General features: G+C 40.5%; 24 protein-coding genes and 2 pseudogenes. 9 read left to right on the forward strand and 17 right to left on the reverse strand.

Annotated elements, in window-relative coordinates; all coding sequences use genetic code 11:
- A pseudogene (locus CKY02_RS25790) lies at nucleotides 1–122 on the forward strand (IS1595 family transposase); the annotation flags it as partial.
- Nucleotides 123–245: 123 nt separating this feature from the next.
- Nucleotides 246–1,475, forward strand: a complete 1,230-nt coding sequence (locus CKY02_RS14450) for an MFS transporter (RefSeq protein WP_202924501.1) — start codon at nucleotides 246–248, stop codon at nucleotides 1,473–1,475.
- A 526-nt stretch (nucleotides 1,476–2,001) separates the two neighbouring features.
- Here CKY02_RS14450 and CKY02_RS14455 read toward each other — a convergent pair.
- Nucleotides 2,002–2,538 (reverse strand): hypothetical protein, encoded by a 537-nt coding sequence (locus tag CKY02_RS14455; RefSeq protein WP_112895816.1) that lies wholly within the window; start codon nucleotides 2,536–2,538, stop codon nucleotides 2,002–2,004.
- A gap of 442 nt (nucleotides 2,539–2,980) precedes the next feature.
- Between CKY02_RS14455 and CKY02_RS14460 the strand changes: the two genes are divergently transcribed.
- Nucleotides 2,981–3,199 carry an antitoxin MazE family protein gene (locus CKY02_RS14460; RefSeq protein WP_112895817.1) on the forward strand — a complete coding sequence of 73 codons (219 nt, stop codon included), beginning with the start codon at nucleotides 2,981–2,983 and terminating at the stop codon, nucleotides 3,197–3,199.
- A complete protein-coding gene (locus CKY02_RS14465; RefSeq protein WP_112895818.1) occupies nucleotides 3,196–3,522 on the forward strand; it encodes a type II toxin-antitoxin system PemK/MazF family toxin in 327 nt (108 codons plus the stop codon). The genes CKY02_RS14460 and CKY02_RS14465 overlap by 4 nt, the downstream gene beginning before the upstream one ends.
- Nucleotides 3,523–3,639: 117 nt before the next feature.
- On the opposite strand, the gene CKY02_RS14470 is transcribed toward CKY02_RS14465, so the two are convergent.
- The 6 genes from CKY02_RS14470 to CKY02_RS14495 all read right to left on the reverse strand — a co-directional run bounded on the left by CKY02_RS14470 (nucleotide 3,640) and on the right by CKY02_RS14495 (nucleotide 12,626).
- A complete protein-coding gene (locus CKY02_RS14470) occupies nucleotides 3,640–8,517 on the reverse strand; it encodes an RHS repeat domain-containing protein (protein ID WP_112895819.1) in 4,878 nt (1,625 codons plus the stop codon).
- A 168-nt stretch (nucleotides 8,518–8,685) separates the two neighbouring features.
- Nucleotides 8,686–9,696, reverse strand: a complete 1,011-nt coding sequence (locus tag CKY02_RS14475; protein WP_112895820.1) for a hypothetical protein — start codon at nucleotides 9,694–9,696, stop codon at nucleotides 8,686–8,688.
- A 23-nt stretch (nucleotides 9,697–9,719) separates the two neighbouring features.
- Nucleotides 9,720–10,280, reverse strand: a complete 561-nt coding sequence (locus tag CKY02_RS14480; protein WP_112895821.1) for a hypothetical protein — start codon at nucleotides 10,278–10,280, stop codon at nucleotides 9,720–9,722.
- A gap of 52 nt (nucleotides 10,281–10,332) precedes the next feature.
- Entirely contained in the window at nucleotides 10,333–10,578 is a 246-nt protein-coding gene (locus CKY02_RS14485) for an acyl carrier protein (RefSeq protein ID WP_112895822.1), read from the reverse strand.
- A 12-nt stretch (nucleotides 10,579–10,590) separates the two neighbouring features.
- Nucleotides 10,591–11,367, reverse strand: a complete 777-nt coding sequence (locus tag CKY02_RS14490; RefSeq protein WP_112895823.1) for a hotdog family protein — start codon at nucleotides 11,365–11,367, stop codon at nucleotides 10,591–10,593.
- Nucleotides 11,368–11,372: 5 nt separating this feature from the next.
- Complete coding sequence (locus CKY02_RS14495) at nucleotides 11,373–12,626, reverse strand: beta-ketoacyl-[acyl-carrier-protein] synthase family protein (RefSeq protein ID WP_240002056.1); 1,254 nt, start codon at nucleotides 12,624–12,626, stop codon at nucleotides 11,373–11,375.
- A 661-nt stretch (nucleotides 12,627–13,287) separates the two neighbouring features.
- Here CKY02_RS14495 and CKY02_RS14500 point away from each other — a divergent pair.
- A complete protein-coding gene (locus tag CKY02_RS14500; RefSeq protein ID WP_112895825.1) occupies nucleotides 13,288–13,914 on the forward strand; it encodes an RES family NAD+ phosphorylase in 627 nt (208 codons plus the stop codon).
- 41 nt (nucleotides 13,915–13,955) lie between these two features.
- On the opposite strand, the gene CKY02_RS14505 is transcribed toward CKY02_RS14500, so the two are convergent.
- The 3 genes from CKY02_RS14505 to CKY02_RS14515 all read right to left on the reverse strand — a co-directional run bounded on the left by CKY02_RS14505 (nucleotide 13,956) and on the right by CKY02_RS14515 (nucleotide 15,407).
- Entirely contained in the window at nucleotides 13,956–14,645 is a 690-nt protein-coding gene (locus CKY02_RS14505) for a hypothetical protein (protein ID WP_240002057.1), read from the reverse strand.
- A 112-nt stretch (nucleotides 14,646–14,757) separates the two neighbouring features.
- Nucleotides 14,758–15,168, reverse strand: a complete 411-nt coding sequence (locus CKY02_RS14510; RefSeq protein WP_112895827.1) for a putative toxin-antitoxin system toxin component, PIN family — start codon at nucleotides 15,166–15,168, stop codon at nucleotides 14,758–14,760.
- Entirely contained in the window at nucleotides 15,168–15,407 is a 240-nt protein-coding gene (locus CKY02_RS14515) for a ribbon-helix-helix domain-containing protein (RefSeq protein ID WP_112895828.1), read from the reverse strand. Before CKY02_RS14515 ends, CKY02_RS14510 begins: the two co-directional genes overlap by 1 nt.
- 510 nt (nucleotides 15,408–15,917) lie before the next feature.
- On the opposite strand from CKY02_RS14515, the gene CKY02_RS14520 reads away from it, so the two are divergent.
- The 3 genes from CKY02_RS14520 (at nucleotide 15,918) to CKY02_RS14530 (ending at nucleotide 18,463) form a co-directional block, all read left to right on the forward strand.
- The gene (locus tag CKY02_RS14520; protein ID WP_112895829.1) at nucleotides 15,918–17,528 is read left to right on the forward strand and encodes an ABC transporter substrate-binding protein; all 1,611 of its coding nucleotides are present in this window, start codon (nucleotides 15,918–15,920) and stop codon (nucleotides 17,526–17,528) included.
- Nucleotides 17,529–17,720: 192 nt separating this feature from the next.
- On the forward strand, nucleotides 17,721–18,176 hold the full coding sequence (locus CKY02_RS14525) for an antitoxin PaaA2 family protein (RefSeq protein WP_112895830.1): 456 nt from the start codon (nucleotides 17,721–17,723) through the stop codon (nucleotides 18,174–18,176).
- Entirely contained in the window at nucleotides 18,173–18,463 is a 291-nt protein-coding gene (locus CKY02_RS14530; RefSeq protein ID WP_112895831.1) for a type II toxin-antitoxin system RelE/ParE family toxin, read from the forward strand. The genes CKY02_RS14525 and CKY02_RS14530 overlap by 4 nt, the downstream gene beginning before the upstream one ends.
- A 108-nt stretch (nucleotides 18,464–18,571) precedes the next feature.
- On the opposite strand, the pseudogene CKY02_RS14535 reads toward CKY02_RS14530, so the two are convergent.
- From CKY02_RS14535 to hcaE, 7 genes and pseudogenes are all read right to left on the reverse strand, one after another.
- A pseudogene (locus CKY02_RS14535) lies at nucleotides 18,572–18,709 on the reverse strand (transposase); the annotation flags it as partial.
- Nucleotides 18,710–18,881: 172 nt separating this feature from the next.
- Nucleotides 18,882–20,066 (reverse strand): phenylpropionate dioxygenase ferredoxin reductase subunit, encoded by a 1,185-nt coding sequence (gene hcaD, locus CKY02_RS14540; RefSeq protein WP_112895832.1) that lies wholly within the window; start codon nucleotides 20,064–20,066, stop codon nucleotides 18,882–18,884.
- A gap of 1 nt (nucleotide 20,067) precedes the next feature.
- Nucleotides 20,068–21,021 carry a 3-carboxyethylcatechol 2,3-dioxygenase gene (locus tag CKY02_RS14545; RefSeq protein ID WP_112895833.1) on the reverse strand — a complete coding sequence of 318 codons (954 nt, stop codon included), beginning with the start codon at nucleotides 21,019–21,021 and terminating at the stop codon, nucleotides 20,068–20,070.
- Nucleotides 21,011–21,853, reverse strand: a complete 843-nt coding sequence (hcaB, locus tag CKY02_RS14550) for a 3-phenylpropionate-dihydrodiol/cinnamic acid-dihydrodiol dehydrogenase (RefSeq protein WP_112895834.1) — start codon at nucleotides 21,851–21,853, stop codon at nucleotides 21,011–21,013. Before hcaB ends, CKY02_RS14545 begins: the two co-directional genes overlap by 11 nt.
- The gene (gene hcaC / locus CKY02_RS14555) at nucleotides 21,853–22,170 is read right to left on the reverse strand and encodes a 3-phenylpropionate/cinnamic acid dioxygenase ferredoxin subunit (protein ID WP_112895835.1); all 318 of its coding nucleotides are present in this window, start codon (nucleotides 22,168–22,170) and stop codon (nucleotides 21,853–21,855) included. Before hcaC ends, hcaB begins: the two co-directional genes overlap by 1 nt.
- On the reverse strand, nucleotides 22,170–22,712 hold the full coding sequence (gene hcaF, locus CKY02_RS14560; RefSeq protein WP_112875989.1) for a 3-phenylpropionate/cinnamic acid dioxygenase subunit beta: 543 nt from the start codon (nucleotides 22,710–22,712) through the stop codon (nucleotides 22,170–22,172). The genes hcaC and hcaF overlap by 1 nt, the downstream gene beginning before the upstream one ends.
- Complete coding sequence (gene hcaE / locus CKY02_RS14565) at nucleotides 22,709–24,070, reverse strand: 3-phenylpropionate/cinnamic acid dioxygenase subunit alpha (protein ID WP_112895836.1); 1,362 nt, start codon at nucleotides 24,068–24,070, stop codon at nucleotides 22,709–22,711. Before hcaE ends, hcaF begins: the two co-directional genes overlap by 4 nt.
- Before the next feature lie 136 nt (nucleotides 24,071–24,206).
- Here hcaE and hcaR point away from each other — a divergent pair, with 136 nt between their 5' ends.
- A complete protein-coding gene (gene hcaR / locus CKY02_RS14570; RefSeq protein ID WP_112895837.1) occupies nucleotides 24,207–25,091 on the forward strand; it encodes a DNA-binding transcriptional regulator HcaR in 885 nt (294 codons plus the stop codon).
- Nucleotides 25,092–25,137 lie beyond the last annotated feature (46 nt).

Here is a 25,137-nt window from a genome sequence, read left to right on the forward strand (position 1 = left end):
TCTGTTTCAGGTTCAATTGGCGCTTTAACCTTAAAAAAACATTCGAACAGCTTATTTATTCATGTATCCGGGCAGCACCTATACCTGAGTATTTACTCAAGCTAGCTGAGATTCGATGGTAATCAGGAAATATTTTGCAATTCATATGCTTGATCTTCATCAAAATATAAGCTAGCTAATGAGTTAAGTAAGGAAATTATGTGAGCGCCAGCCATAGTAACAATAGTAGTAGTATCGGTGAAAATTTGACTCCCGGTAATCATCTTGTCCAACATGTTCAAAATAAGAAAAGTCACATTCAGAAAGACGATCCTCTGTATATTAGAGTGACGTTGTCACTCTTCACCGTGGGGTTAGCTGCATTTGCCCTACTCTATTTCGTTCAACCAATCTTACCCATGCTGTCGGATGATTTTGGTGTTTCTCCTGCTACCAGTAGTTTATCTTTATCCCTTTCAACCGGAATGTTGGCATTGGGCTTATTAATCACCGGTCCTCTGTCTGATGCTATTGGCCGTAAAAATGTGATGGTAACAGCGCTATTTGCCGCCGCACTTTTCACTTTACTCAGTGCATTTATCACCAGTTGGCATGGAATTTTGGTTGTACGCGCTCTGGTTGGTTTGTCTCTCAGTGGCGTAGCCGCCGTTGCAATGACTTATCTTAGTGAGGAAATCCACCCTAACTTTATTGCTTTATCAATGGGACTTTATGTTAGTGGTAATGCTATTGGTGGCATGAGCGGGCGATTAATATCAGGTGTTATCACCGATTATTTCTCATGGCGGGTTTCTGTCATCGTATTAGGTTTATTAGCATTAATTGCGGCAATGATGTTTTGGCGTATGTTACCTGAATCGCGCCATTTTAGGCCAAGTTCTCTCAAACCTAAATCTTTATTAATCAATCTGAAATTACATTTTAGTGATAAAGGATTGCCATTACTGTTTTCTGAAGCCTTTTTACTCATGGGCGGCTTTGTTACCCTATTTAATTATATAAGTTATCGTTTATTGGATTCTCCCTATCATTTTAATCAGTCAATTGTCGGTATGTTGTCTATTGTCTATCTGGCAGGAACATACGGCGCATCTAAAGTGGGCACATTAACCCATCAATATGGACTCGGAAAAGTGCTGATCGCGATGATAACTATGATGCTAATCGGTACGCTTATTACCTTATTATCATCTGTGGTGATGATTATTATTGGGATGATAGTCCTCACTTTCGGTTTCTTTGCCGCACATGCCGTTGCCAGCAGTTGGGTCGGACGTCGTGCTCGCCGGGCCAAAGCACAAGCGTCTTCCCTTTATCTGTTTTGTTATTACTTTGGTTCAAGTGTGGCTGGTACTTTGGGCGGTATATTTTGGCTCCAATTAGGTTGGCATGGTGTTGTTTTATTTATTGCCATTCTTATCCTTTTAGCTCTACTTTTAGGGTTTAAACTCGCCAAACTTCCAGAGGCAAAATAATAGAAGACCAGAATTTTTTATTATTTGGCGTTTTTTATCCATCAGGTAATGTCCTTCACTTTCTGATTTATTGAAAATTAATATGTTTTTTGCGGTGATATTAAAAAGTGTGATAATATTGCTCAACAAAAAACATTAATTAATATATAAGTCAGCGTTAATTATGGGGAATTTCAGATTTGAAGGTTTTACTACAGAGAAAATAAAACCGGCATATGAATTTAATATATTAAATTCATCCTCTTTTGGGTGTGTTGACATAAGTCAGCCATCCGAGAGAGGGTTTCAATCAAGGTGATAAACTTGACGCCAAAGAGAACAGTTCATGTAACCACAGCATATCTGAAACACCCACCAGCCCCCTCAGCATCATTTACGCAACAAAGCTATACCCGTCATCTTTCAAGTTGCCTCTTTGTTGGCTGCACTCGCTCACCCCGGTCTCATAGTTATCTATGCTCCCGGGGATTCACTCCCTTGCCGTCGCGATCCATCTTGAAATCCATTGGGTATATACAGCATGAAACTAATTAATAATAACGTTAAAATCTGTAGAAATTAAATTTGCTAAAAAATTTGAACTAACTTTACTCTTTACAAGAAGCGCAAGATTTGGAAAGACAGCGCTCTTACCACTATAACTCAATTCCCCATTTTTTATAAAATAACAACATGGATCAATGAAATTTACGCTGTATTCTCCAGCCCCTGTATCATCGGAATATATGCCAAAATTATCAAAACCGTTTTCAACGTATTCCCCATTATTGAAAAACCAATCTTGAGTTGGTTTCTCTCTTGACATTTCAGCCGCAGCATTTTTTGGCGTGAAAAACCGCGCGTTAAACGTGAATGCAAGATAGAGATTTGAAATATTGGGATAACAAAATAAGTTGCGAAACTCTGAGGTATTTCGGCCATCCAACCATATAAATCCCGGCGTAAAAATGCGAAAATTCAAATTCTCCGCATTCCACTTCTCTATTTTTCTATCGGGTGTCAATGGGAATTTCATCACGATACCATTTGGAGCATATTTGTTTACATAAATATTAGTCATCATTGTGCCTCATCTTTTAATTGATTTACTTGGCTCAATAGCCCCAACCTTGTTTATTATCTCTTTTTTACAGTATAATGCCATAAGTGGATTACCGCTAATATTCCACGATCAAAATTACTTCACATTCATCACACTGCTAGAAAAAATAAGAAAACACGGCGGATTCGACTAATAAGTGCAAAATATTCACCTGATGAAAAATTATTATCAGCACTGATATCAACATTAAAATAATATACAGTAAGATTATTCCTATATGGAAATAAACAGGAAATCTGACAACAAGAATACGCCAAATTAATACCTTAAAAACTTTTTGGGATTTTAGCTCGATATCTCTGCCTACATTGAGAGAAAATTTACAACAATTTTTACTAACGTGTTGCATGTAACGTTTTTTTGGTTATATTATAGACATCGTTACATGTCACGAGGGTGAAGTATGAATAAGGTTGCAGATCGTGTCAGAAAACACAGACAACAGCTCAGGATGTCAGGATTAAGGCCCGTTCAAATATGGGTGCCTGATACACGCCTTCCTCATTTTAGAGAGGAATGTCGGCGTCAAAGCCATCTGGCTATGGCAACACAGGACAAGGAAACAGATACACTATTAGAAAATGCGATAAATGAACTAGCTGATTCAGGAGACTGGGAGTGAAACGGGGAGACTTGATAACAGTTGCTCTACAAGGGGCTTATGGCAAGCCCCGCCCTGCGCTGGTTATCCAATCTGACAACTTTGATGAACATCCCAGTGTTACTATTTTGCCCGTGACCTCAACATTAATTGATGCACCACTTTTCCGGGTGATGATCGAGCCTTTTCCTGAAACAAATCTTGAAAAACCGTCACAGGTCATGATTGATAAAACCATGACTCTCCCGAAAGAAAAAGCTGGCGCAGTATTTGGTAAACTCGATTACGCGACGATGCAGCAAGTGGATCGCTGTTTAGCTTTGTTTTTAGGTATCGCAAAATAAAAAAATCATCATCATATAACTTCTTGCAAAACAATTTTAAACTCAATTTTCGACTTCTCATAAAAGGCGACATCCATGTCGCCCCTTGGTTATTATTTCGTTCAGCCCGCAGAATCTTTATATTGTCAAACGGCCTCGTAACACATTACGGGTTTCAATGGACGATTGACTAAATAGATTTCCGGTACTATTTCGAAATGCTTGGTTCACTTCAACGGCTCGAATAGATGGATGAACATTTATCGCTTCTGGCTCCAATTGTGCAAAACGAGACAACGTATAGGCTTCACTTCCCTCAGAAGTACCTGCTGATGAACTGAGTTCCCAAGTATGATGATTCACTGCATAAGCTGTACGCGCAAGATTAATTAGCCCCGCCGTTGTTGATACAGCCCCAAAACCTACAGAGATCCATCCCAAGATATTAGCGGCATTAGCATTGTTATCTGCAACGGCAGAAGCCGCTATCCCCGTAGAGAGGGCCACAGCATTCGCACTCAATGACACCGTCGATAAAGCGATGTCCCAGCGTCTGCTAGAACGGCTGGCAATTTCACCAAATTCAATAGGTACTGACCCGATAACACCCGTGCTGGCTACCTGAGAACCATTCCGTGCCGATTTTATCAGCGAAGAGGTAAAGGTTATTGCACTGATGCCAAAGCTTAAAACCCCCAACCCTGCACTAATCCAATTTAATATCCCAGATGTTTTCGGATCTTTTTCTGATAATGCCGCTGACGCAATCCCTATCGTATCGGCGGCCAATCCAATGACAGTCGCAGTAACTGCAAACGCACTGGTAGAAGCAATCGCCCCCAGAGCTCCCCCCGCAGCAATGAGACCCGCACTAATCGCCGCGCCAGCCCCCAGTGACACAATCCCAACAATGACACCAATTGCCCCTAGCACAATGCCTAATATTCCGCCTGCACTAAGATGACCGTTCAGATCAATCCGATTTATGGGATCGCCCTGGCAATAAGTATAGGGATTAACCCCTCCCCGACCAAAGGGGCTCCAACTGTCGGGACTATGAAATCTCATAAGAACCGGATTGAAAACACGATATCCGTTACCTAAGAAATACCAGCCTGTTACTGGATCGACCTGCGCTCCATTCAAACCCGGTAATGAAGAAATTAAACTCCTAAAACCATAAGGCGTGTAGGACAAAGCCATCAACTCGTTTTCGTTCTGACTGGCTATAACTGTACTATTATGGTCAGTGCCGTATTGATAGTAGACTGACTGACCATTCTTGGTGCTCTGATGACCAAGCCGTTGTTTATCACTATTCAGCCAGGTAATCGCTTCATCACCCAATTGAACATTCGCCACGTTACCTGAAGCATAATGTTGACGATTAACCGTACCATTCGCTAAAACTTGGGCGGTTAATTTGTTCAATGCATCATACTGGTAGTTGCACACCAGATTACCCAGCCGGTCTTTGACCTGTATCAGGCGATTATTCTGATCGTAAATGAGCGTTTGCCCTTTTTCGTCGCGTATTAGATTACCGTTGGCATCATAACTTAACTCTATTTGCTGTTTATCGCTGGTAATACGAATAAGTTGGGTTGGATCGGCTTGACTGAAATGATAATTCACTGTTTCTTTACCATCTCGATATGTATTATCAAGCCGTTTGATATTACCCCATTGGTCATAATGGTAAATTTGCTGATTTAACACTCGACCAGTATGATCAACCGGAGATTGTTCTCCCTCGCATTGGTACTGGCTTAAGCGCTGATTACTATCATATTGATAACGTTCATTTTTTATAACCACCCCATCGACGGAGGTGATACGTTGACTGATTTGATTATTCTTTGTATAGCTTAAGGTAATGACTTGTATTGAGAAGTCACTAATTAGCGAGCGTTTTATCTCTCGATCAAAAGCATCGTATTCAATTTTTGTGACTAATTGGGATAATGACGTTGTGTCTTTTGTCGTCGTTGTTATTAGCCGTCCAACATTGTCATATTCAAATGTAGCGTATTGCGAACTCTGTTCTGTTTTAACTAATCTTCCTTGGGCATCGTAACTATAAACATGATCATGACCAAAACTATCTTTATGACGTTGAATCAAACCAGACATCGTATAACGGTAATCGCCCGATGAAATCGGTTTATTATCCCGCGAAAATGATTCGTGCTGTAATACACCCGATGGGAAATAACTGTAATTACTCTGGGATACGCCTTCTGTCGCAGATAATAATGCCCCCGTTTTCTGATAGTAATAAAAGTTTTGTTGGCTTGTCTCTGTGGTAAATTTGGACATCACACTACCGAGAGAGTAAAGATAATCGATGTTTTGTTTATTATGCGCAGGCGTGACAGACTGAATAGGTTTGTCACCTTGAGATCCATATAAATATTCCGTTTTGCGACCACCCACCGTATCGCTGATTACCCGCCCAAGACCATCATAAACTAACGAACCCAATGGTGTTCCATTCACATTCAGGGCAGAAATTAATTCTTCATGGCTAAAGCTTGCATAAGCGGATTCTAATATTGTTCTGTCTGGCAACGTTTTTTTCACTATACGATCAAATAGATCGTACTCAATTTGAGTAGCGTAACCTTCCGCATCTGTTTCAGTCACCGTACGACCAAATCCATCATAACGATAGGTACGAGTGCTATATATCGCACCATCAGGATACACAACTTTAATTGAAGCAGGCTGTTCAAAGTTATTTTGCTGAATAGTTAACATCCCCAACCCTTTGACCCCTTGAGTAATTGTCCTCGTAATAGGATCATGGATTTCCAGCTCCATCCGACCATCACTATACTCAGTGCTGTAACGATTTCCCCAACCATCATATTGATGGGTTTTCGTTGTAACCAAAGGAGTCGTCAAGCGAGTCAAAGGATTAGCAGATAAATCCCATGACCAATCATTTGAAATTTCTTTGACCAATTGCCCCAAAACATCATATTGTCTGGTCAGAACGTTTCGATATGTGCCTTGATAAATCCCCGATGTGCCCCAAATACCATCATCATCTTGTTCTTCAATCGAACAAATACGTCCCATTCCATCGTAATGGGTTTTACGTCTGACACCTTGGGAATCAATTTCTATCATCACCGGCCAAAAATCATTTTCGTCACCACCGGGATATTGATAAACATAATTACGTTTAATTTCTTTTGTCGTACCAGGGTCAATAATTTGTCCTATAACTCGGCCGGAAAGATCATAAGACTGGTCTGTAATGACATGGTTTACATCAACTTTACGGAGTTGCCGATGTGTATAAATGGAGGTCACATTTTTCGATTCCATATGTGCACCATCAAAACCCGTCACCGTAGAGTTTGTAGTCATCTCACTATCTGAATATTCATATTTAAACGTGGTAACCGTTTGTTGGTTATTCATCACCGACGTTATTTTTGCTAATGAACCATGCGATTTGTTTGTCGGTGAATTAACATAGTTAAAGGTCCTGACTATTTTACTGTCTATCGTCTCTGAGGCTTTACTGACATATTCCTTAACATAAGCGCCGGTAAAAGTGGGCAGTTTTTGATACGTGTAGGAAGTCACTCTATTCGCGACACTTTGAGCAGCATCAGGTGATCCTTTTTGCGTAACTGATTTTAAAAACCGGGAAAAACCCAATGGATCGGCAGGACAATTATTACCCTCACCCTTCACCGGATAATAAACGTATTCTTTCTGTATCCCACTGGTATCAGTAATAAGTAGAGTATTTCCCCAATCATCGCTTTTAATATTAACACTCTCTTCTCGTGAAGTATTGGTTTGTAAGTCTGTGTAACGCGTTAACACATGAGAGGGTTGTTGTAAATTTTCTGGTTGTTCGGAAAAGCTTTTTGACGGATCTTCATTGTAAGTAATTTCTGTTGTGATTCTCTTATTATCTTGTGTTTTTGCTTCTTTGGTCATTAAATGAAATTTATCAAACACCCTTTCTGTTACTGAAATAACATTTTGACCGTTTAAAACACGTTCAATGGATGAATAGGTATATTTCCCTGTAACCAGATACAAATTATCTTGACTGGAATCAAAGCTTGTCCGGCCAGAAGAATAGCCCAAGAAATTATGTACTGAACTATATTCATAGGATTTGCTGATCGCAGGCTGCCCATTACCAGGTTGAATAGTCAATGCAGCAGCATAAGGAATAGATTCCGTGTCCGTCACTTTATGTCCATTCTCCTTATAACTCACCAGCTCAACATAACCTGTTGGTGTACGAAAAGCGCTAATAACTGGAAATATTCCTTTTAATGTCTGATAGGTCATCTTAAATCTGGCAGAATCAATAGGACCAGAAGCATCATAAGGTACAGTCACAGTAATAAGGTAATCATTGCGATAATCGAATGCGATTTTCGCAGAGATATTATTATCATCTGGGTATTCAACTGATGTACAATTATTTCCAGAGTAATTGAGTTTAAGATAAGTCTTACCCGTCACCCGGTATTTTATTTCGGATAATGCGAATCTTGAATTATAAATTAAATCAAATACTTCCCCATCAGGAAATTCAAGTGCAATCGTTTTCGCAATGTCACTCGATCCAATTCGTTTAAGTGTTTCTATAATGCCATTTTTGTTATAAACATAAAAGGTATTGCTATCGAGTTTATAGACACGCAAATCTTTTAATTTTTTATCTTTAAAGCTAATATCATTATTATTAGGTGGCAATGGCTTACATTTAAATTGCTCCCCATTTGCTCGGCTAAATGTGAGTGTTTTTACATCCAATGTTGTTAATGAAAACCGCCAGCCAATACCAAACCCATTATTTAACGTTGTTAATGGCGAGAATGACAGATTAAGTACCTGTTCAACATTGCCGACATTATTTGGTCTCAACGTGATAATATTGATATTTGCGCTATATTGACCTGTTCTGGGATCGACACCAGTATTAATATAAGATCCAAAATTAAATGCATTGGAATATATATCGTTAACTTTCATTTTAAATTTCCTGTTTGATTAATTAAGAACAAAACAAAATATCCATTTAACCATTCATTTATGTACAATAACATATACCGCTATATTCCTATTTCAACAATGGAATATCTTAATTGCTGGTAAACACACATGTGATTACCAGCAATAGATAAAAACGTTATTCAATAATTAACTTATTCTTGCAATACTTAACGAACGTCCGATATTAACCGAGGATATTCTAAATTTATGCTGGCAACCGTAGTTATCAATGATTGTAACATCATGATATCCATCATAATAACCACTCGTCCATGAACATCCTGTCACATGGAGCACTTCAGCAGCAAGCTGCGTGTCTGGAATAGTTACGGTATAAGAATGGTCCATAACACATCCTCCACTCACATTATCACGTGCACTCACATATGAAGTACCTCGTTTAAATACCCTTCCTCTTGTCAGGAATCTATCATTTGATGAGTCCTTACCAAGGACATATATTCTATTAACAGTCTCGTTATTTCCTTCAAGAATCCTCAAATGATATGGCAATGTCCAGCGATAAAGGTTAATTGTTTGATGATGGGTATCCGATTTGGTTGGCTCTTCTGTTTTATCAAACAATGTATTAATACTCTCATGCAATTGATTTGTATTAATTGCATAAGGAGCAATGGCTTTTAATAAGATCTTGCTGTCAAAAACTTCATCACCAACCGACATATTCGTTGTTAGTGTGCGTTTCCCATCCGTATCTTCGAAGGTCATTTTTGCCATTAGATACTCTGTACTTGTTCTACTACTACTAACATAACGATAGATATATTCAGGAACACTCTTCACACTGTTCTGATAGCTTTCATTTGTACAGCAATCTCCCGCATGATCTACTGCCGGCTCATCAATAGAAGCATCAATACGATAAACACCATTTAATAACCCAAGATCATATCTATTTCTTGTCTCTGTCGTTGTCCAACTTGAAGGCATTTTTAATTGGTCATATATAAGGCTATCACTTAATGCTGCTACCTGAATCGATCTTTTTTCAGCATCACTCAATGCTAATTTTACCCAATCACCATTCTTATATTCTTGTTTAAGTACAGAAATTTTCACCATACATTGATGACGCCCATTAGCATAAAAATTGTCATCAGTTTTTTCAATGGTAAATGTTGTTATTCTCTTTTCCATAACATTCTCCATAATATTGTGAATTAAGCTGTAATAGAAATAATATCAAGTTCAAAGCCATAATATGGCCCTTGCAATTCAGGAATAATTCTGACACGATAACGTTTTGATAAATCGTCTTCAAATTCCTTCAAGGCGTTCATGATAAATTCGCTGTATTTCCCTTGTGCAAAAAAGATAAATTGCGTGGTTGAAGGATTGATAGAAACATATTTACCAAGCGCATGGCGTAATGTCTTAATAAATAGTGAGCCATCTTCATTTAATTCGAATAATTTTCTGTCTGTCGTCGTCCTATCCATAAAATTGCCTTCACCTAAAAGATAAATATTTATCTCACGATGGTCTCGACGCAGTAAAAACTGTTTATTGATATCCAATTCGAATATTCTTGGTTTAATAGTTTTATCAAGTAAATGTTCTGGAATAACAAATTCAATCAAGAAACGACGCCCATTCACGATAATAGGTAAATGTTCTCGATCAATTGAGAAACAGCACAAATTTCCAACCCACGAAGAACCTTCTGTTTCCGAATATGCTGAATATAAAGCAGCAACCTTACCTTGCTCTAGAATGTTCATTATAACCTCTTAATATTAATGGTGAAAAAACAGCGTTAAATCAAAACTCAGCTTACAGTTTTGATTTTACATAACCAGTGAGATCATCTAATGTTGAAATAGAATGATCTGAAAAAAGTTCAGCTTTAAGCATAATGCCATACGTTTCCAATACAAACACTTGAATTTCTACATAGTCAAGGCTGTCAAATTTAAGTGAAACAAAATAAGATTCTGGTATTATCTCTTCCTCTTCTATATCCTTCATCATTAATATTCTATTTTTTATTGCAGTAAAGATATCACTTTGTGTTGGCATTTCGCTTTCCTTTTATTTCATCTTAGAGATAATTGAAATCTTTGATACAAAAATAGGGTTTTTATCATATAAACATCGATAATAAAAAATACGGATATAATCTTTAGAGCCATTCTTAATCAATAAAGGAGGATTTAATTCAACACAGACATCCGGAGAAGATAGTAATATTGTACTATTAACAATGTCCTCCCTGATCTTAATCGCTTGTCCGGTATGCAAAGTAAAAGATCGATTCAGATAATCCTGTAACTGGTTAAAATGGTAGTGTTCAAAATCAAGAAAACTTGTCGAATTAATAACAAGATGAAAAGCAAGCGCATCCAGAAACCATCCAACAGATGTGACACTGGGGAAATAATGTCTAAAGACAGCATATTTTTCACAAACTCCTTTCCTTGTTATCGTCAATTTCTGGCAGTTATCTTGAACAATCCAATTTTCAATTGACTCCATTGTATTTTCTACCCTGGTATTGCCGGATAACGCGCTTTTTCCGCACGGATTTTCCAATTTAAACGTTTTGCTTTTAGCATCAATTCTCAACTGATGTGGTAATCCAGTATAAACATATTGACGGAATGACGTATCAATATTCAGTATTCCAGATGTAAAAGCGGAAGTTAATTGAGATAACTGTTGCCTGACATAAAGCAGACTCAACATTCCCTGCACGGGGTACTGCTGCATATTGTGTAAAAATCCACTTTTCGCCGAATAATGGATAGGATTAAAATCCCCAGAGAAATTCGACCAATGTTCAATATCTTCCATTTCAAAAATCAACATACCAGTTACCTTACCTTAGAGATAACCAACGCAGCGTTATGTCCCCCAAAACCTGCACTGATATTAAGCGCCACTTCTGGTTGAGCGGTGTAGCAATGTTGATTAGGTAAATAATTAAGGTCGCAATCTGGATCAGCCCGATGTAAATTCAATGTTGCTGGCAAGCAATTTTCAGTTAATGCCTTTACACAGACAATAGTTTCGAAACTACCGGCGGCAGCAATAAGATGACCGGTATAAGATTTTGTGCTTGATATAGGTACCTGATAAGCATATTGGCCTAGTGCTGCTTTAATTGCCTGAGTTTCATAAAGATCATTTAACGGTGTAGAAGTACCATGAGCATTAATATAGTCAATATCTTCCAACGAAATCTGCGCCTGCTCGATGGCTTTGGTTATCGATAATATTTTAGGTTCAATATCTTCTGTCGGCCGGGTTAAATTAGCGGCGTCTGAATATTGAGCGTAACCTTTGATTTCCGCCAGAATCGTTGCCCCCCGCGCGACGGCCGAATCATAATCTTCCAGACAAACCACCGCCGCTCCTTCAGCCAATACAAATCCAGAGCGATCAAGACTAAATGGGCAACATGCGAGATTGGGGTCCATTTGCTCTTTCGACAATGCATTCAGTACATCAATACTCCAAATATTACATTCTCGAATAAGTGATTCAGCGGCCCCGGCAATCATACATTTTGCCCGCCCTGAGCGGATAATTTCAAAGGCATCACCTATCGCCATTGTACCCGTTGCGCAAGCAGCCATAATGGTATTCTGATAACCACGTAGTCCATACATGATAGAACACGCCGCCGTCATGGAACTTGGCATGGTGATAAGATTACTCATGGGATGAGCTAATTTAACTTCCTTATACTGGCAGGCATGATCTCCGGCATTATCGACAGCTCCCCAGCCACTGCCAAGTATGATCCCACATTCGTATTTATCGTAATATTCAACAGGTGATACGTTCACGCCAAATGCTTGGGTAAAAGCTTGATAAGTCGCTTTCAACGCCATTTTTCCGCAGTCAGAAAGCATATGAGTCAACTTTTTTGGTAATAACTGATAACGTGATGGATTGGGTGCAAGGAAAGAAAAGAAACGTGAATTAATGAATGAGTCAGGAAATTCAATTCTGCGAAATTGATGTTGTTTCTCGATAATACTTTGCCAACATGATTCAATATCTTCACCAATTGGTGTTACGGCGCCCATACCTGTAATAACAACTCTTTGAGTTCTCTGCATATTGGTTACCATTTATACATGGATTGATAATGTCAATTTTTCTAGCTATAAAATAGGCTAATGAAGACATATCACCATAATCATAAATAAGTATTTTCAATACTCCTGGCTAATATAATCGTTATTTGTGAATTACATAAAACTAACTGATAGATTATTTTACCCATGTAATAAAACCGATGATAAATATCCATAAACAAATATATTATTATTTTAATATCATTATATTCAGCCTACAAAATAATTTATTACACCATATTAGACTGTATTATCAGGGTAAATCCTAAAAATTTATTTACCATTAACTCATTATTCTGTTTAATAAAGCACATCATTGTATAAAAACAAAATATAAATAATGACTTTAATTATTGCACAGTTGTTTATTTCATAATATATGAATTCAATGATTATATTAATAATCTAACAATGTGATTGAAGAAAAGAGAAATAGTAAATATTTCACATCATCCCTGTGAATGAGTACTGAGGTACATTGCCCAATCTTTCTCTGCATCAAAACATATACCCAGCCCCTTGTTTGTAATATACTGCCCACAACTGGATAAATACACAGCATTATAAGTCTTCATTGTCCAGTTAATGTAATAACACCGGAGACAACATATGGCTGAAACAGGCAAGGATACAGGAGTGTTCAGTGGTAACAAAATCTGAGGTAAGCCCTGACTCAGTGATAAAGCAGCAGTTCGATACCCTCACCGTCGATAAAATTACGCAAAGTATCATTATCATCTCAGCCGGCACAGTTTTTTACCGGCTACAAGAGGGTAAACACGGAGGCAATGGAGTATTCTTTAACCGAGATGGAGGACATACCCGGTACGGGTTAACGAACGGCATAGATGGCAATTTATATCTTGCCAGTTCTCCAAGAACATCGATGAAGGAGGTGTTTCAACGTCTGCCAGCTATTACAGACCGGGAACTGGATGGGTACCATATGGCTACATTGGTGACAGAGAAAGATCTACGTATTGTAGACATTACCCGGCTTGCGCCGAAAATGCATATCACCGCCCATCAACTGACCGGCACAGACTACCGGATCACACAACAACTCGCGGCAAAGCTATCACCGCACGCGGATGGACTGACCTACATGTCTAACGTCACGCTTGAACCCTGCATCGTGCTCTGGCATGACGATCCTTCTGGCAAAGGCGTGATACGCACCGAGGAACTCAAGGTGCTCAGGAAATTTGAGTATGAAGGAGAAATTGCCGAGGATATCCTGGTGAACGACCTGGATATTCCCGTAATATGACAAAAGAGGGAGCCGGCGTGTGCCCGTTCCCTCTCTTTTTACTATGCAGCATCTTGAGTACCAAATAACTTGGCTAAACGGATTATCTGTTGAAGCTTGTCATCCGAAACACCCTCTCTCAGCAAATCAATAACAGTGAACTCTTGACCTTCTGGTAAACGGTGATCCAGTACATTACGTTTCTGCACGAAAAATCCGTACTGCATCACACCGCTAAAGTGATTAAGATGAAACAAGATCTCCGTCACCCCCCTGAGCACACCTTTTTCGCCTTTGCTTTCATCATCGGTGAACTGAAAAGCCGGATAAATAAACTCACCATCGTATTCCAAGGCCAGTAATTTACCTGTGTCCTTTTTCTTTTTAACTGTTACTTTACTGACACCGAGCAAACTCGCTACCTCAGCAGAATTTAACACACCACCATTTTCACGCACGTTGTCAAAAAAGCGCGCACGGCTACGCACACGATTGAGTAACCTCTTCTTCTCCGGCGTCAGTTCAGCAAGCGCCCGTGCGGGTATCGCCAAAAACAACATATTCATCAGAAACTGATTATCCGGCAACGCTAGCTGACGCTTAATGTTAACCTTACCCTTACTGCGAATACCATCAGCCAGTTCCTTAATGATATTCACAAGGCGATCAGCCGCTATATCAGCGTCATCGTACTCATGATGAGGTGCCGCTACGTTATTACCGAGTCTGGTCTTCCTATATACAGTTTGCATAATGCACCCCAAGTTAACGATTGATAGCATAAAGAATATACATTCAATCGTTAACCAATGCAAACTTTATCCATCTGTGTCGTGTGCTATTTCTCCTCTTAGTTTTTTTTCTTTATAAAACCTCAAGGCAAAAATTAGCAGGCGTAATAATACGAGTACGACCAAAACATCTACGTTGTAATAATCCAGCTCGACGAGCTCCGGTTACAAGATAATCTGCTTCACCAGCACATGCCATAGCGAGTAAAAACGCATCGTCAGGATCATGCGTTTCCTCTTTAATATATAATTTCTCCAATACCAGAGCACGTTGTAAATTGTTGATCATCGCCCCCACTTTAGCTGGTTGTAAAACAGCTTGGAATTTTGGATAACGACTTGCACGGCGAATTTCATCAAGCTGTAGCCGTGAAGTCACCACTTCGAAACGTGCCGTACGCCAAGCACGGTAAATCGTATCTGGAGCACCATGTGGTGAGATCAAAGCACTAAATAGAATATTGGTATCAAGAACAACTTTCATCAGCGCTTACGTGCCCAATCCAGAGCTTCATCAACTATTGAAGCAAGCTCCATTTCATTAACATCTATGTTAGCCACTTTAACTTGTTCTGCTGTCAGCTCTAAAATATGTGACCGTACTGCCTCTTCTATAAAGCGGGATAAGTCCCCTTTTTTTCCACCTCCTTGATTAGCCAGAAATATACGAAGGGATTGGTCAGTGTCAGCAGAGACAGCAACGTTCCAACGAACACTATTCATAATATATTTTCCTCGATTATGTGTTTATGTGTTTATGTGTTTATACACTAATTATACATGGAAACGCAAAATCTTGCACACCCGCTAATCTACAACATTCATACTCACCTCTTACACTACATAAATCTTCGTTAATACCCGACAGTATCTGAACTCATGCTATTGATAAATTGTGAATTCATTCACAAAACACGATTTTAAAAGTTAAAAACCAACTAATATCTGAAACAGATAATACTGTCGTTAAATAAATTTTTTTAATCAAAAAATTAACAATGTTCATATAGATTTTTATAAAAATAAGTCATTAAGGTTATTTTTATCACTCTTTAAACAGGGTGATTAGAAAAATAAAATTATCAGTCAACGATATATGGAATGAAATAATACATATTTAGCTATAATTACTTTTGACTTCACGTTCAGTCGAATTACTTACCCTAGATCCGATTTCAGATGTTACAACTTGCAACATTAACCTGAAAAAAACGCGTTATTATTGGAGAAATCATGATGAAAAAAACAATAAAAAACATATCCTTATTCACAGGAATTATGCTTGGAAGCTTGACATTAGCTCATGCAGCAATTATTCCACCCGGTACACAACTGGCAACCGACCAGAATATTGTTCGTCATAATGGTTCAGAACCAGCTTCTCTTGATGTGCATAAAGTTGAAAGTGATGTTGAGTTTGATATTATAAACGACTTTTTTAGTGGATTAATCAGTATAGGAAATGATGGTAAGTTTAATCCTAATTTAGCTATCCGTTGGGAAACTAACGATAATAAAACCTGGGTATTTCATCTAAGAGAAGGAATAAAATGGTCTGACGGTTCACCTATTACCGCTCATGATGTGGTTTTTAGTTGGAGACGTTTAATTGATCCTCAAATGGCGTCCCCGTATGGCAGTTATATTGAAAACATGTATATAGTAAATGCCAAAGATATTCTTGCTGGTAAGAAAAAAGTCGATGAATTAGGCGTAAAAGCATTGGATAATTTAACGGTAGAAGTAACATTAGAGCAACCGTTATCCTATTTTTTAAATATGCTGGCACACCCCGTTATGGTTCCTATCAGCCAAAAAGCGGTTGAGAAGTATGGTGAAAAATGGACTCAACCAAATGTGTTTGTCAGTAGTGGCCCATTCAAACTCTCTGAATGGATCGTCAATGAGAAGGTGATTGGCATCAGGAATCCACAATATTGGGATAATGAACACACCGTGATTAATAAAGTCACCTATCTTAACGTCACATCAGAAACAGCGGTGGTAAACCGTTATTTAGCAGGAGAAATAGATATTACAAAGGGTATTCCATCGGTTTTATTTAAATCATTAAAAACCAAGTTAGGTAATCAAGTTCATATTTCACCTAAATTAGCTGTTTATTATTACGAATTTAATACCCAAAAAGCCCCTTTTAACGATATTAGAGTCAGACAGGCATTAAATCTGGCTTTAGACAAAGATATCATAACAAATAAAGTCTTAGGGCAAGGCCAAAAGCCAGCCTATAATAATACTCCACCAAATATAGGCGGAATGAACTTAAAACAGCCTGATTATGCGTCATGGACTCTGGCAAAAAGAATTGAAAAAGCCCGGCAGTTATTGAATGAAGCAGGTTATAATAGAAATAACCCATTGAAGCTTAACCTTCTTTATAATACATCAGAGGATCATAAAAGGATTGCTATCGCAGCCACCTCAATGTGGAAGAAAAATCTGGGCATAGATGTTATCTTACAAAATCAAGAATGGAAAACAATGTTAGACACCATGCATCAAAGTAACTTTGATTTGGTAAGATACGCATGGATAGCTGATTACGATAATCCTGCTTCGTTTTTAAATAATTATGTCACCAATAGTTCTAATAATACATCATTATATCGTAACGATATTTATGATGATCTGATCAGTAAGGCCAAAGCAACAAACGACATAGAATATTTCCAGCAAGCACAAGATATTCTTACAAGAGATGTCCCGTCAATTCCTATTTATTATTATGTTAGTGCCAGATTAGTGAAACCTTATATTGGTGGATACCATATCAGCCCACTTGGTCTTATGTCATCGAAAGATCTCTATGTTATTAAGCATTAATAAGAGATGTTTGTAAGATTAAAATAAAGAGGAGAGCATAAAAAGCTGTAGGGCATTTATGTGGTAAGGAAAACTGCCTGTTTTCCGTTCAGTTATTGGGTGAAAAATAATAAATCGCCTTGCAATTTACTATAATTTGCAATATTACAGTAGTCTACATTGTGAAATATTCAGAAATTGCGAGGTGACAACATGGCTGAAACTATCGACCACGGCACCCTCTCACATCTAGTGGAGGCCGGAGCCGTTAAAGGAGCGCACATCGTAGGCCAGCCAGGTGGCTGGGCCGTGATAGTGCGCTATGGAATGCACGAACGACCACTGGCCGCACAGCGCAGCCGCAATGTGCGGCTGTTCCGCAAGTTTGAAACGCTGGTTTCCTACCTCAAAAAAATTGGCATTGCCCGCTTCGACGTGGATTCATCAAACTACGCCCCCGCTCCCCCCAACACCTCAATGCGCAGGCCAGATCGTGCCGAGGCGCTCAAGCGTACCCACGAAGCTGCTGCATATGATGCATGGTTTCGTGAGCAGGTGCAGCAAGCCATAGATGAACCCGGACCGGGTATCCCTCACACTGATGTCAAGGCCAAATTTGCCGCCAAACGTGAAGCCTTGCGTAAACGCATTGTACAGGGTCGCGCATGAAAATCATTTGGCGAAAGATCGCGGAAGCAGATCGAGAACGTATCTTTGATTACATCGCACAAAACAACCCCAGCGCCGCACTTGAGCTTGACGCAGACTTTGATGCTAAAATCGAACTCGCTGCGCAGCGGCCTAAACTGTACCGCCCCGGCCGTGTGCACGGTACCCGTGAAATCGTCGTGCGGCCTAATTATGTGATTGTCTATCGCCTCAAGGATGAAAGCGGTACGCTGGTTGTGCTGCGCGTGCTCCATGCGGCCCAGCAATGGCCCCCGGCCAAGTCCTGACAGCTCATATTTCCTCAATTAGGCCGATGTGATCGCCCTCCGATGCGCCATTTTTGCCCTTGCCGCACCACATACCCCTTTATCCAGCAATAAAAAATAGCTCCGTCACATCATCTTAAGCAACATAACGGGATCGATAGCAGGACGGCCATTATTGTGGCAATACAACGGGGCGACTAGTTCGCGGATAAATTCGAAATCAATGGCGGCATCGACTTTACGGACCAAATGATTTTTAGGAACCAGCTCGTCAAGCGAGAGCGTTTATGGTGGGAAAGTCTGAGAAGGCGGTGTTCTTAATGGCGGCATGTCTGTTTGGTGAACGGAACTTAATTAAAAAAAATGCCGGATAAAAAACCAGCACTTTTCAATAATCTGAGATTACGGTTAAAAACCGTAATCTCAGAGGCTATCAAAGTCACGCCCACTCTACGCCGGACACCACCTGCGCAGGATTAGCAAGTAATTTCCGTAAATTACGCATTTCTCTTCCCTGATTAATCGCGACAGCACCGACTAAAATTTCATTTTCTGTACCAAATAAAATGGCCTTATCTGATTGCAAATCACCCTGAACATGCCACTCCTCAGCCTGCATGTTGCCAACCATCTGGATGTTAATGCCCCACTGATCGGTCCAGAACCACGGAGCGCCTGGCTGCGGGGGTTCCAATCCCATCATGGCATGTGCGGCGATAGTCGCCTGACGGTTAGCATTTTCCCAAGTTTCACGGCGCTGGAGATCACCTGTCAGTGGTTCTCTCTGGAGGCAAACATCCCCGGCAGCAAAAATATCCGGTTCAGAAGTCTGACAACGGTTGTCAATGACGATACCGCCATTAGTCACCAAACCGGCGTCAGCGGCAAGCTGATCCCTGAATTCGGCGCCGATGCCATAAATAATAATATCTCCGATCACCTTTTCTCCGGTGTTCAATATAAGTACTAATTCACTCCCTTGCTTTTGTGCGGAAACAATATTGGCATCCAGGAAGAATTGCACCCCGTTTTCCTGATGACGATTCAGAAGATAATCCTGCAATAACGGTGGGGCACAACGCCCCATGATGTTATCCGCCTGTTCGATAACCGTAACATTCGCCCCCAATTCACAGGAGGTTGCCGCCAGTTCCAAGCCAATCACACCACCACCAACAATCAAAATCCGTTTGTCTTTTTTCACCGCCTGGCGTAAACGTTGCGCATCATCCAACGTCCTCAGGGTATAAACATTTTCACCCAGTTGATCGAGGAGCGGGAATCGTCTGGCTCTTGCCCCCACAGCAAGCAGGAGTTTGTCATACCTAAGCTCGCCGCCATTTTCTAAAACAACACAATGTTTTGATGGCACAATCCGGCTGACCGATTGGCCTATGCGTAGATCTATCTGGTTTTTCAGATAAAAATCTTCGGAGAACAGGTATTTAGGCGCTTCATCTGGGTTGATTAAATACTCTTTCGATAAAATTGGCCGTTCGTAAGGCGCATGATATTCCTTACCGATTAAAATAATATCGCCATCAAATTGCTGCTGCCTTAAGGTCGCGGCGGCCATCGCCCCCGCTTGTCCTGCTCCAACGATAACAAAAGTCTGATTCCGCATATTACGCTCCTATCTGAGTTACAGGTTGAGCACTGACCATTGCCATCCCTGCCAACCACTCCTTAATAGGTTGGTAATAATGTCGCTGCGCTTTATATTCGCCATAAACAGAAAGCGCTGCAAAAGCCGCAATCCAACAACGAATTTCTTGTCCACCTTTCCCGCCCTGAATGGCAATCCCTCCCTCAGTTAATGAAGCAAGGCGTCGAATATCGCCACTGCAAAAAATACGCAATAACTCGTCATCCCACTGTGGATTCAATGGAGCAACGACATTCTCACCACGAGCCAACGATTTTCCAACCTCAATGACTCGTTTTTGCCGTTTCTGGCGCACTTCTTTTGTCGGATTTCTTCCGGCAATCAGTCCTTCCTCAACTTCCGGCGGCACCTGTCCCATCTGCGGTATCGGTGGATCATGTGATAAGCCGCCAGAACCTAACAGCAATACTCGCTGATCTGTGGTGAATAGGAATTGACCAACCGCACGACCTAACGCAACAGCACGACGGCATGTCGGCAATGGTTTAGCTGCACAGTTAATAAATATTGGGATAGTTGGATAACGCTGCAAATCTTGACAAAGCAGTATCAATGGCTGAGTAAAACCGTGATCAGCCTGCATACGCCAGGACTGGGCAACATCAATATCGGCGTTATATAAGGCGGAAATTAAATCCTGAGCTGTGTTTTCAGGAACATTGAGTGGACCTTTACCAATATCCCAATCCCCCACTGCATTCGCCCTGACGCCAACGCAAAATGCCGGCATGAGATCATAAAAAAAACCATTAAAATGGTCAGGAGCGAAAATTACTATCAATTGTGGGTCGTAGGCTTTTATCTGTTCAGCTAGTTGCTGAAAAACCTGCCGAACATGCTTTTCTGTCATTTCAGGTGGAGAACCAAAGTCCATCAAAGGCGTGTGTGAAGTACAAATCAATTTAACGGTCATCTGAACTCTCCTTCTTGGTCGGAGACATCACTCCCGCTGTCGTTTGGCGAATGCCACGGATACTTAATCCAGCATCAGCCGTTATCATCACCCCCGTTAAAGTGCGATTATTGGCACGGGAAGCCAACATGACATACGGACCGGTGAAATCTTTTGGCTGAGGTATGAATTGCAAAGGCAAAATTGCACTGAGACTTTCTAATGACAGGTTATCTGTAATACATCTATCTTGCTGAGATAGTGAAGCCGCCCCACGAAGATCACTTGGCATACCACAAGGCGCAACACCATTAACCCTGATAACTGGCGCTAATTCATAAGCTAACTGGCGGATCATGCCGACCGCGCCGTGCTTGCTGGCGGTATACAATACCCCTCCACCACCAGAAAACCATGACGAGTTTGACAACGTAAAAATCATGCTGCCTTCTGATGCGGTTAGCGCCGGTAACGCGGCTTTAGCCCCTAGAATATACCCTTTCAGGTTAACACCCATCAGCTCATCAAATCCTTTATCAATCTGCTCTGGTGAGGCGTCAAGCAGGCTGATTTTGTGATCCCATATCCCGGCATTACCAACAAAGCAGTCTAGTTTGCCAAAACGCCGAACAGTTTCAGCCACTGCTCGTTCATTGTCCTCAAAAGAGGCAACATCACCGTGAATAACACAGATATCGTTACCAAAACAGTGTGCCAAAGCTGTCGCTTTTTCTGCCGATAACTCCAAAACGCCCACTTTGGCACCTTCAGCAATAAAACGCGCTATTAAAGCCAAACCTAAACCGGAGCCACCGCCTGTTAATAAAATGACTTGATCTTTGATCCAACTCATTATTGCTCCTCCGATACAGTGATATAAATGTTTCCGTCTTTAACAACAACAGGATAGGTCTTCAATGGATCTGTAGCAGGAAGGCAAAGCGCCTTCCCGGTTCTAAGACAAAAACTGGCCGTATGCAGTGGACACTCAACTGTCGCATTGTCTTCCAAATACCCTTCGGATATAGAGGCATTACCATGACTGCACCGGTCATCAACAGCAAAGAATTCGCCATCATAGTGAAACAACGCAATATCCGGTGTGTATTCAACCTTACGCGCTCCTCCTTCGGGCAATTCTTCAACAGTACATACGAATAATTGACTCATCAGAATAAGACACTCAAGTTATGGAAAGTTAAGACTGCCTGATCCAAAGTAATTTCACGTTTGCAAATCAGCCAGCTATCCGTTTTCGGATGACGGCGAACACAATCCAGACGCTTACCAACATAAAAAGCTTCATCTCGCTCTTTTTGTGAACGGTACAACAAATAATTGGACTGAACATGAAATTGGTCAGGCAAATCCGTTTCAGTAATCACTAAGTTTGTCAGTAGATGACGTGTACGGGATGGGGGTTCCTCTGCCCATGCCATACCGGTCTCCAACCGAGCTATCCGGCGTTCAAGCTGAAATTTATTGTCATTGAACAACCAAGTGGTTGGCGGCTGGATACTCTTACGGCGATCGCGGGTTTGGGCATTAACAATGGTGCGCATGGTATAGCTGAGATCTTCTGATAACAACTCAAGCCAATCGCGAAATCTCCACTCATCCAGCAATGTAATTTCGTAATACAAGAACTGGCTTATTTCATAGTGCAGTTCCGACGATACCCTTTTTTCCTGATTAACAATTAACTCTTTCATTTGACCAACTCCTGCTGATAAACCCGGCTTTTTTCCTCTATCTCATCCCAGGTTTCACTGGTGAGTAAGTCAGCCCAACGCTGATACATGCCACGGGCAACGGTTTCGGAAAAAACATAATTGGTCACACCCGGAATTCCATCATCCCGCACTCTTTCTTGTCCTAATCTCATTTCCATACACAAGGTGCTGTTACGGGCTTTGTAACCTCTAAGTACCTTCTGAATTTCCACCCAATTTTCTGAATCATCCTGTTCGAGAAAACCTGCCGGACCAAATGCACGGGTCGCACTGTTTTCAAAAGCGGCTTTTACTTCCGAAGAAGCGGCTTTATCTGCGATGCAGAACGCCCAAACTTCCACCTGATCAGGTCCACGTGGATGCCACACCCGCATGGTTGCAGTACCGTTAAGCCAGGAAAGTGTCGGGAAAATATTGTTGTGACCGGCAAGACGCAGTGCCCTGACTTTTCCCAACCGTTGCTCTGCCTCGGCATAGGTTTCACGGTAGTAACGGGCAACGGCACCATCAACCCAAACGTTGGCATCGGGTTTTTCGGTCAAGAAAAATCCACAACCGTGACCATTCTGAGCAAATTGCACGGCATCTTTTGCCGTTTCCCAAACTGGTCGTGAAGTCTGATCAGCACCTAATGCTTTTTTATCGTCGCCATCCTTTACGCTCAAAACCTGTACGGCGGAGGCATGGCTGAATAAAGCATGGTATTGATCGCCGGCAAACTGTTCAGCGGGTAATTTCCAGTTACAATTGATCACCCACTTTTGCACACCACCAATAACCTCAGTTCCTCCTTCACGGCGATCAAGCACACCATCAAGATACCAAGCCATATCACCGAGATAATCAATCAGAGAGGGGGCTGTCGTATCCCAGTTACCAAAAATCAATCCTTTATAACTTTCCACACACGGCACTTCCTGAAGTCCCCATTGCTCTTTGCAAAGCCCATGTGGATAAGCGCACGCTTCCAACGGAACGTCGATTAATCGACCGTCCACACCATATGACCAACCATGATAAGGGCAAGTAAAAGCACGGGTATTACCGCTATCTGCGTAACAAACCCGCATGGAACGATGGCGACATTGATTTAGGAAAGCTTTAACGGAACCATTTTTTTGACGGACAACAACAACACTGTCCTCTCCCATATAAGTATTGAAAAAATCACCCGGATTGGGAATTTGGCTCTGATGAGCTAGAAACAGCCAACAACGGCCAAATATTCTTTCGAGTTCTAATTGATAGAGCTCGGGATCGATATAAATCTGAGGAGTTACACGACCGGCTCGGGCATCAATCAGGCGGTAAATATCTGAATCTTTGCTCAATGTCATATTATTCAGTCCTCAAGTAAAAGAAAAGTTGACTTTTTGCCAACATGCAAAATGAATGCTATTAATAGATTAATATTTTGTGAAATACATTGTTTGTTTAAATTAAGACTTTTTTTCGATATGTGAGGAAACAGCAATGGAATTAAGACACTTACGCTATTTTATTGCGGTGGCAGAAGAATTAAACTTTACTAAGGCCGCAAAAAAATTGCATACTGCACAACCTTCGCTAAGTCAACAAATAAAAGATTTAGAAGATTATATTGGTTCTACACTATTAGAGAGAAATAAACGCAGAGTCTCTCTAACCAAAGCCGGAGAAGTTTTTTTCCAACAAGCCCGGCTTATTCTTGAAAATGCAGAGAAAGCAAAAAAAATGGCCCGCAGAGCGGCACAAGAACAAATTGTGCTAACTATCGGATTTGTCCCATCAGCAGAAGTTAAAGTATTACCTGAAGTCATCCCAATATTTCGCTTAGCTCATCCTAGAGCAAAAGTAGAACTTATTAGTTTATTTAATCCAGGACAAGAAGAGAAATTATTACAAGGTGACATTGATGTCGCTTTCATGCGCCCGCCAATAAAGAGTGATTATATTGATTTTAAAGTCATTCTTAATGAACCGCTGGTGGTTCTGATGCCTGCTAATCACAGGTTAAGATATTGTGAGAAAATTTCAGTCAACGACCTACAAGGAGAAAATTTTATTATTCCTGATCCAACACAATCTGGTGTATTACAACAGATTATAGAAAATTATTTTACTGAACATAATGTCGTACCTAATATTATTCAAACAGCTAATAATATGCTATTAATTTTAAACATGGTTAGTCTAAATTTAGGGTGTGCAATAGTACCATTCTATATTACCAGCATCATGACAGATGCCGTTATTTGCCGGCCATTATCAGGATATTCTCCCACAATAGAGTTAATAATGGCATGGCGAAAAGACAATACATCAGAATTATTATCGCACTTAATAGATGTTGTTGAAAATAAATACCTGCAAGAATAAAAATAAGCATCATCGTTTTTTTCTTTCAGACTAGACATATTAAGTA

Origin of the sequence: Photorhabdus bodei (assembly GCF_003287735.1) — a bacterium.
Lineage (GTDB): Bacteria > Pseudomonadota > Gammaproteobacteria > Enterobacterales > Enterobacteriaceae > Photorhabdus > Photorhabdus kayaii.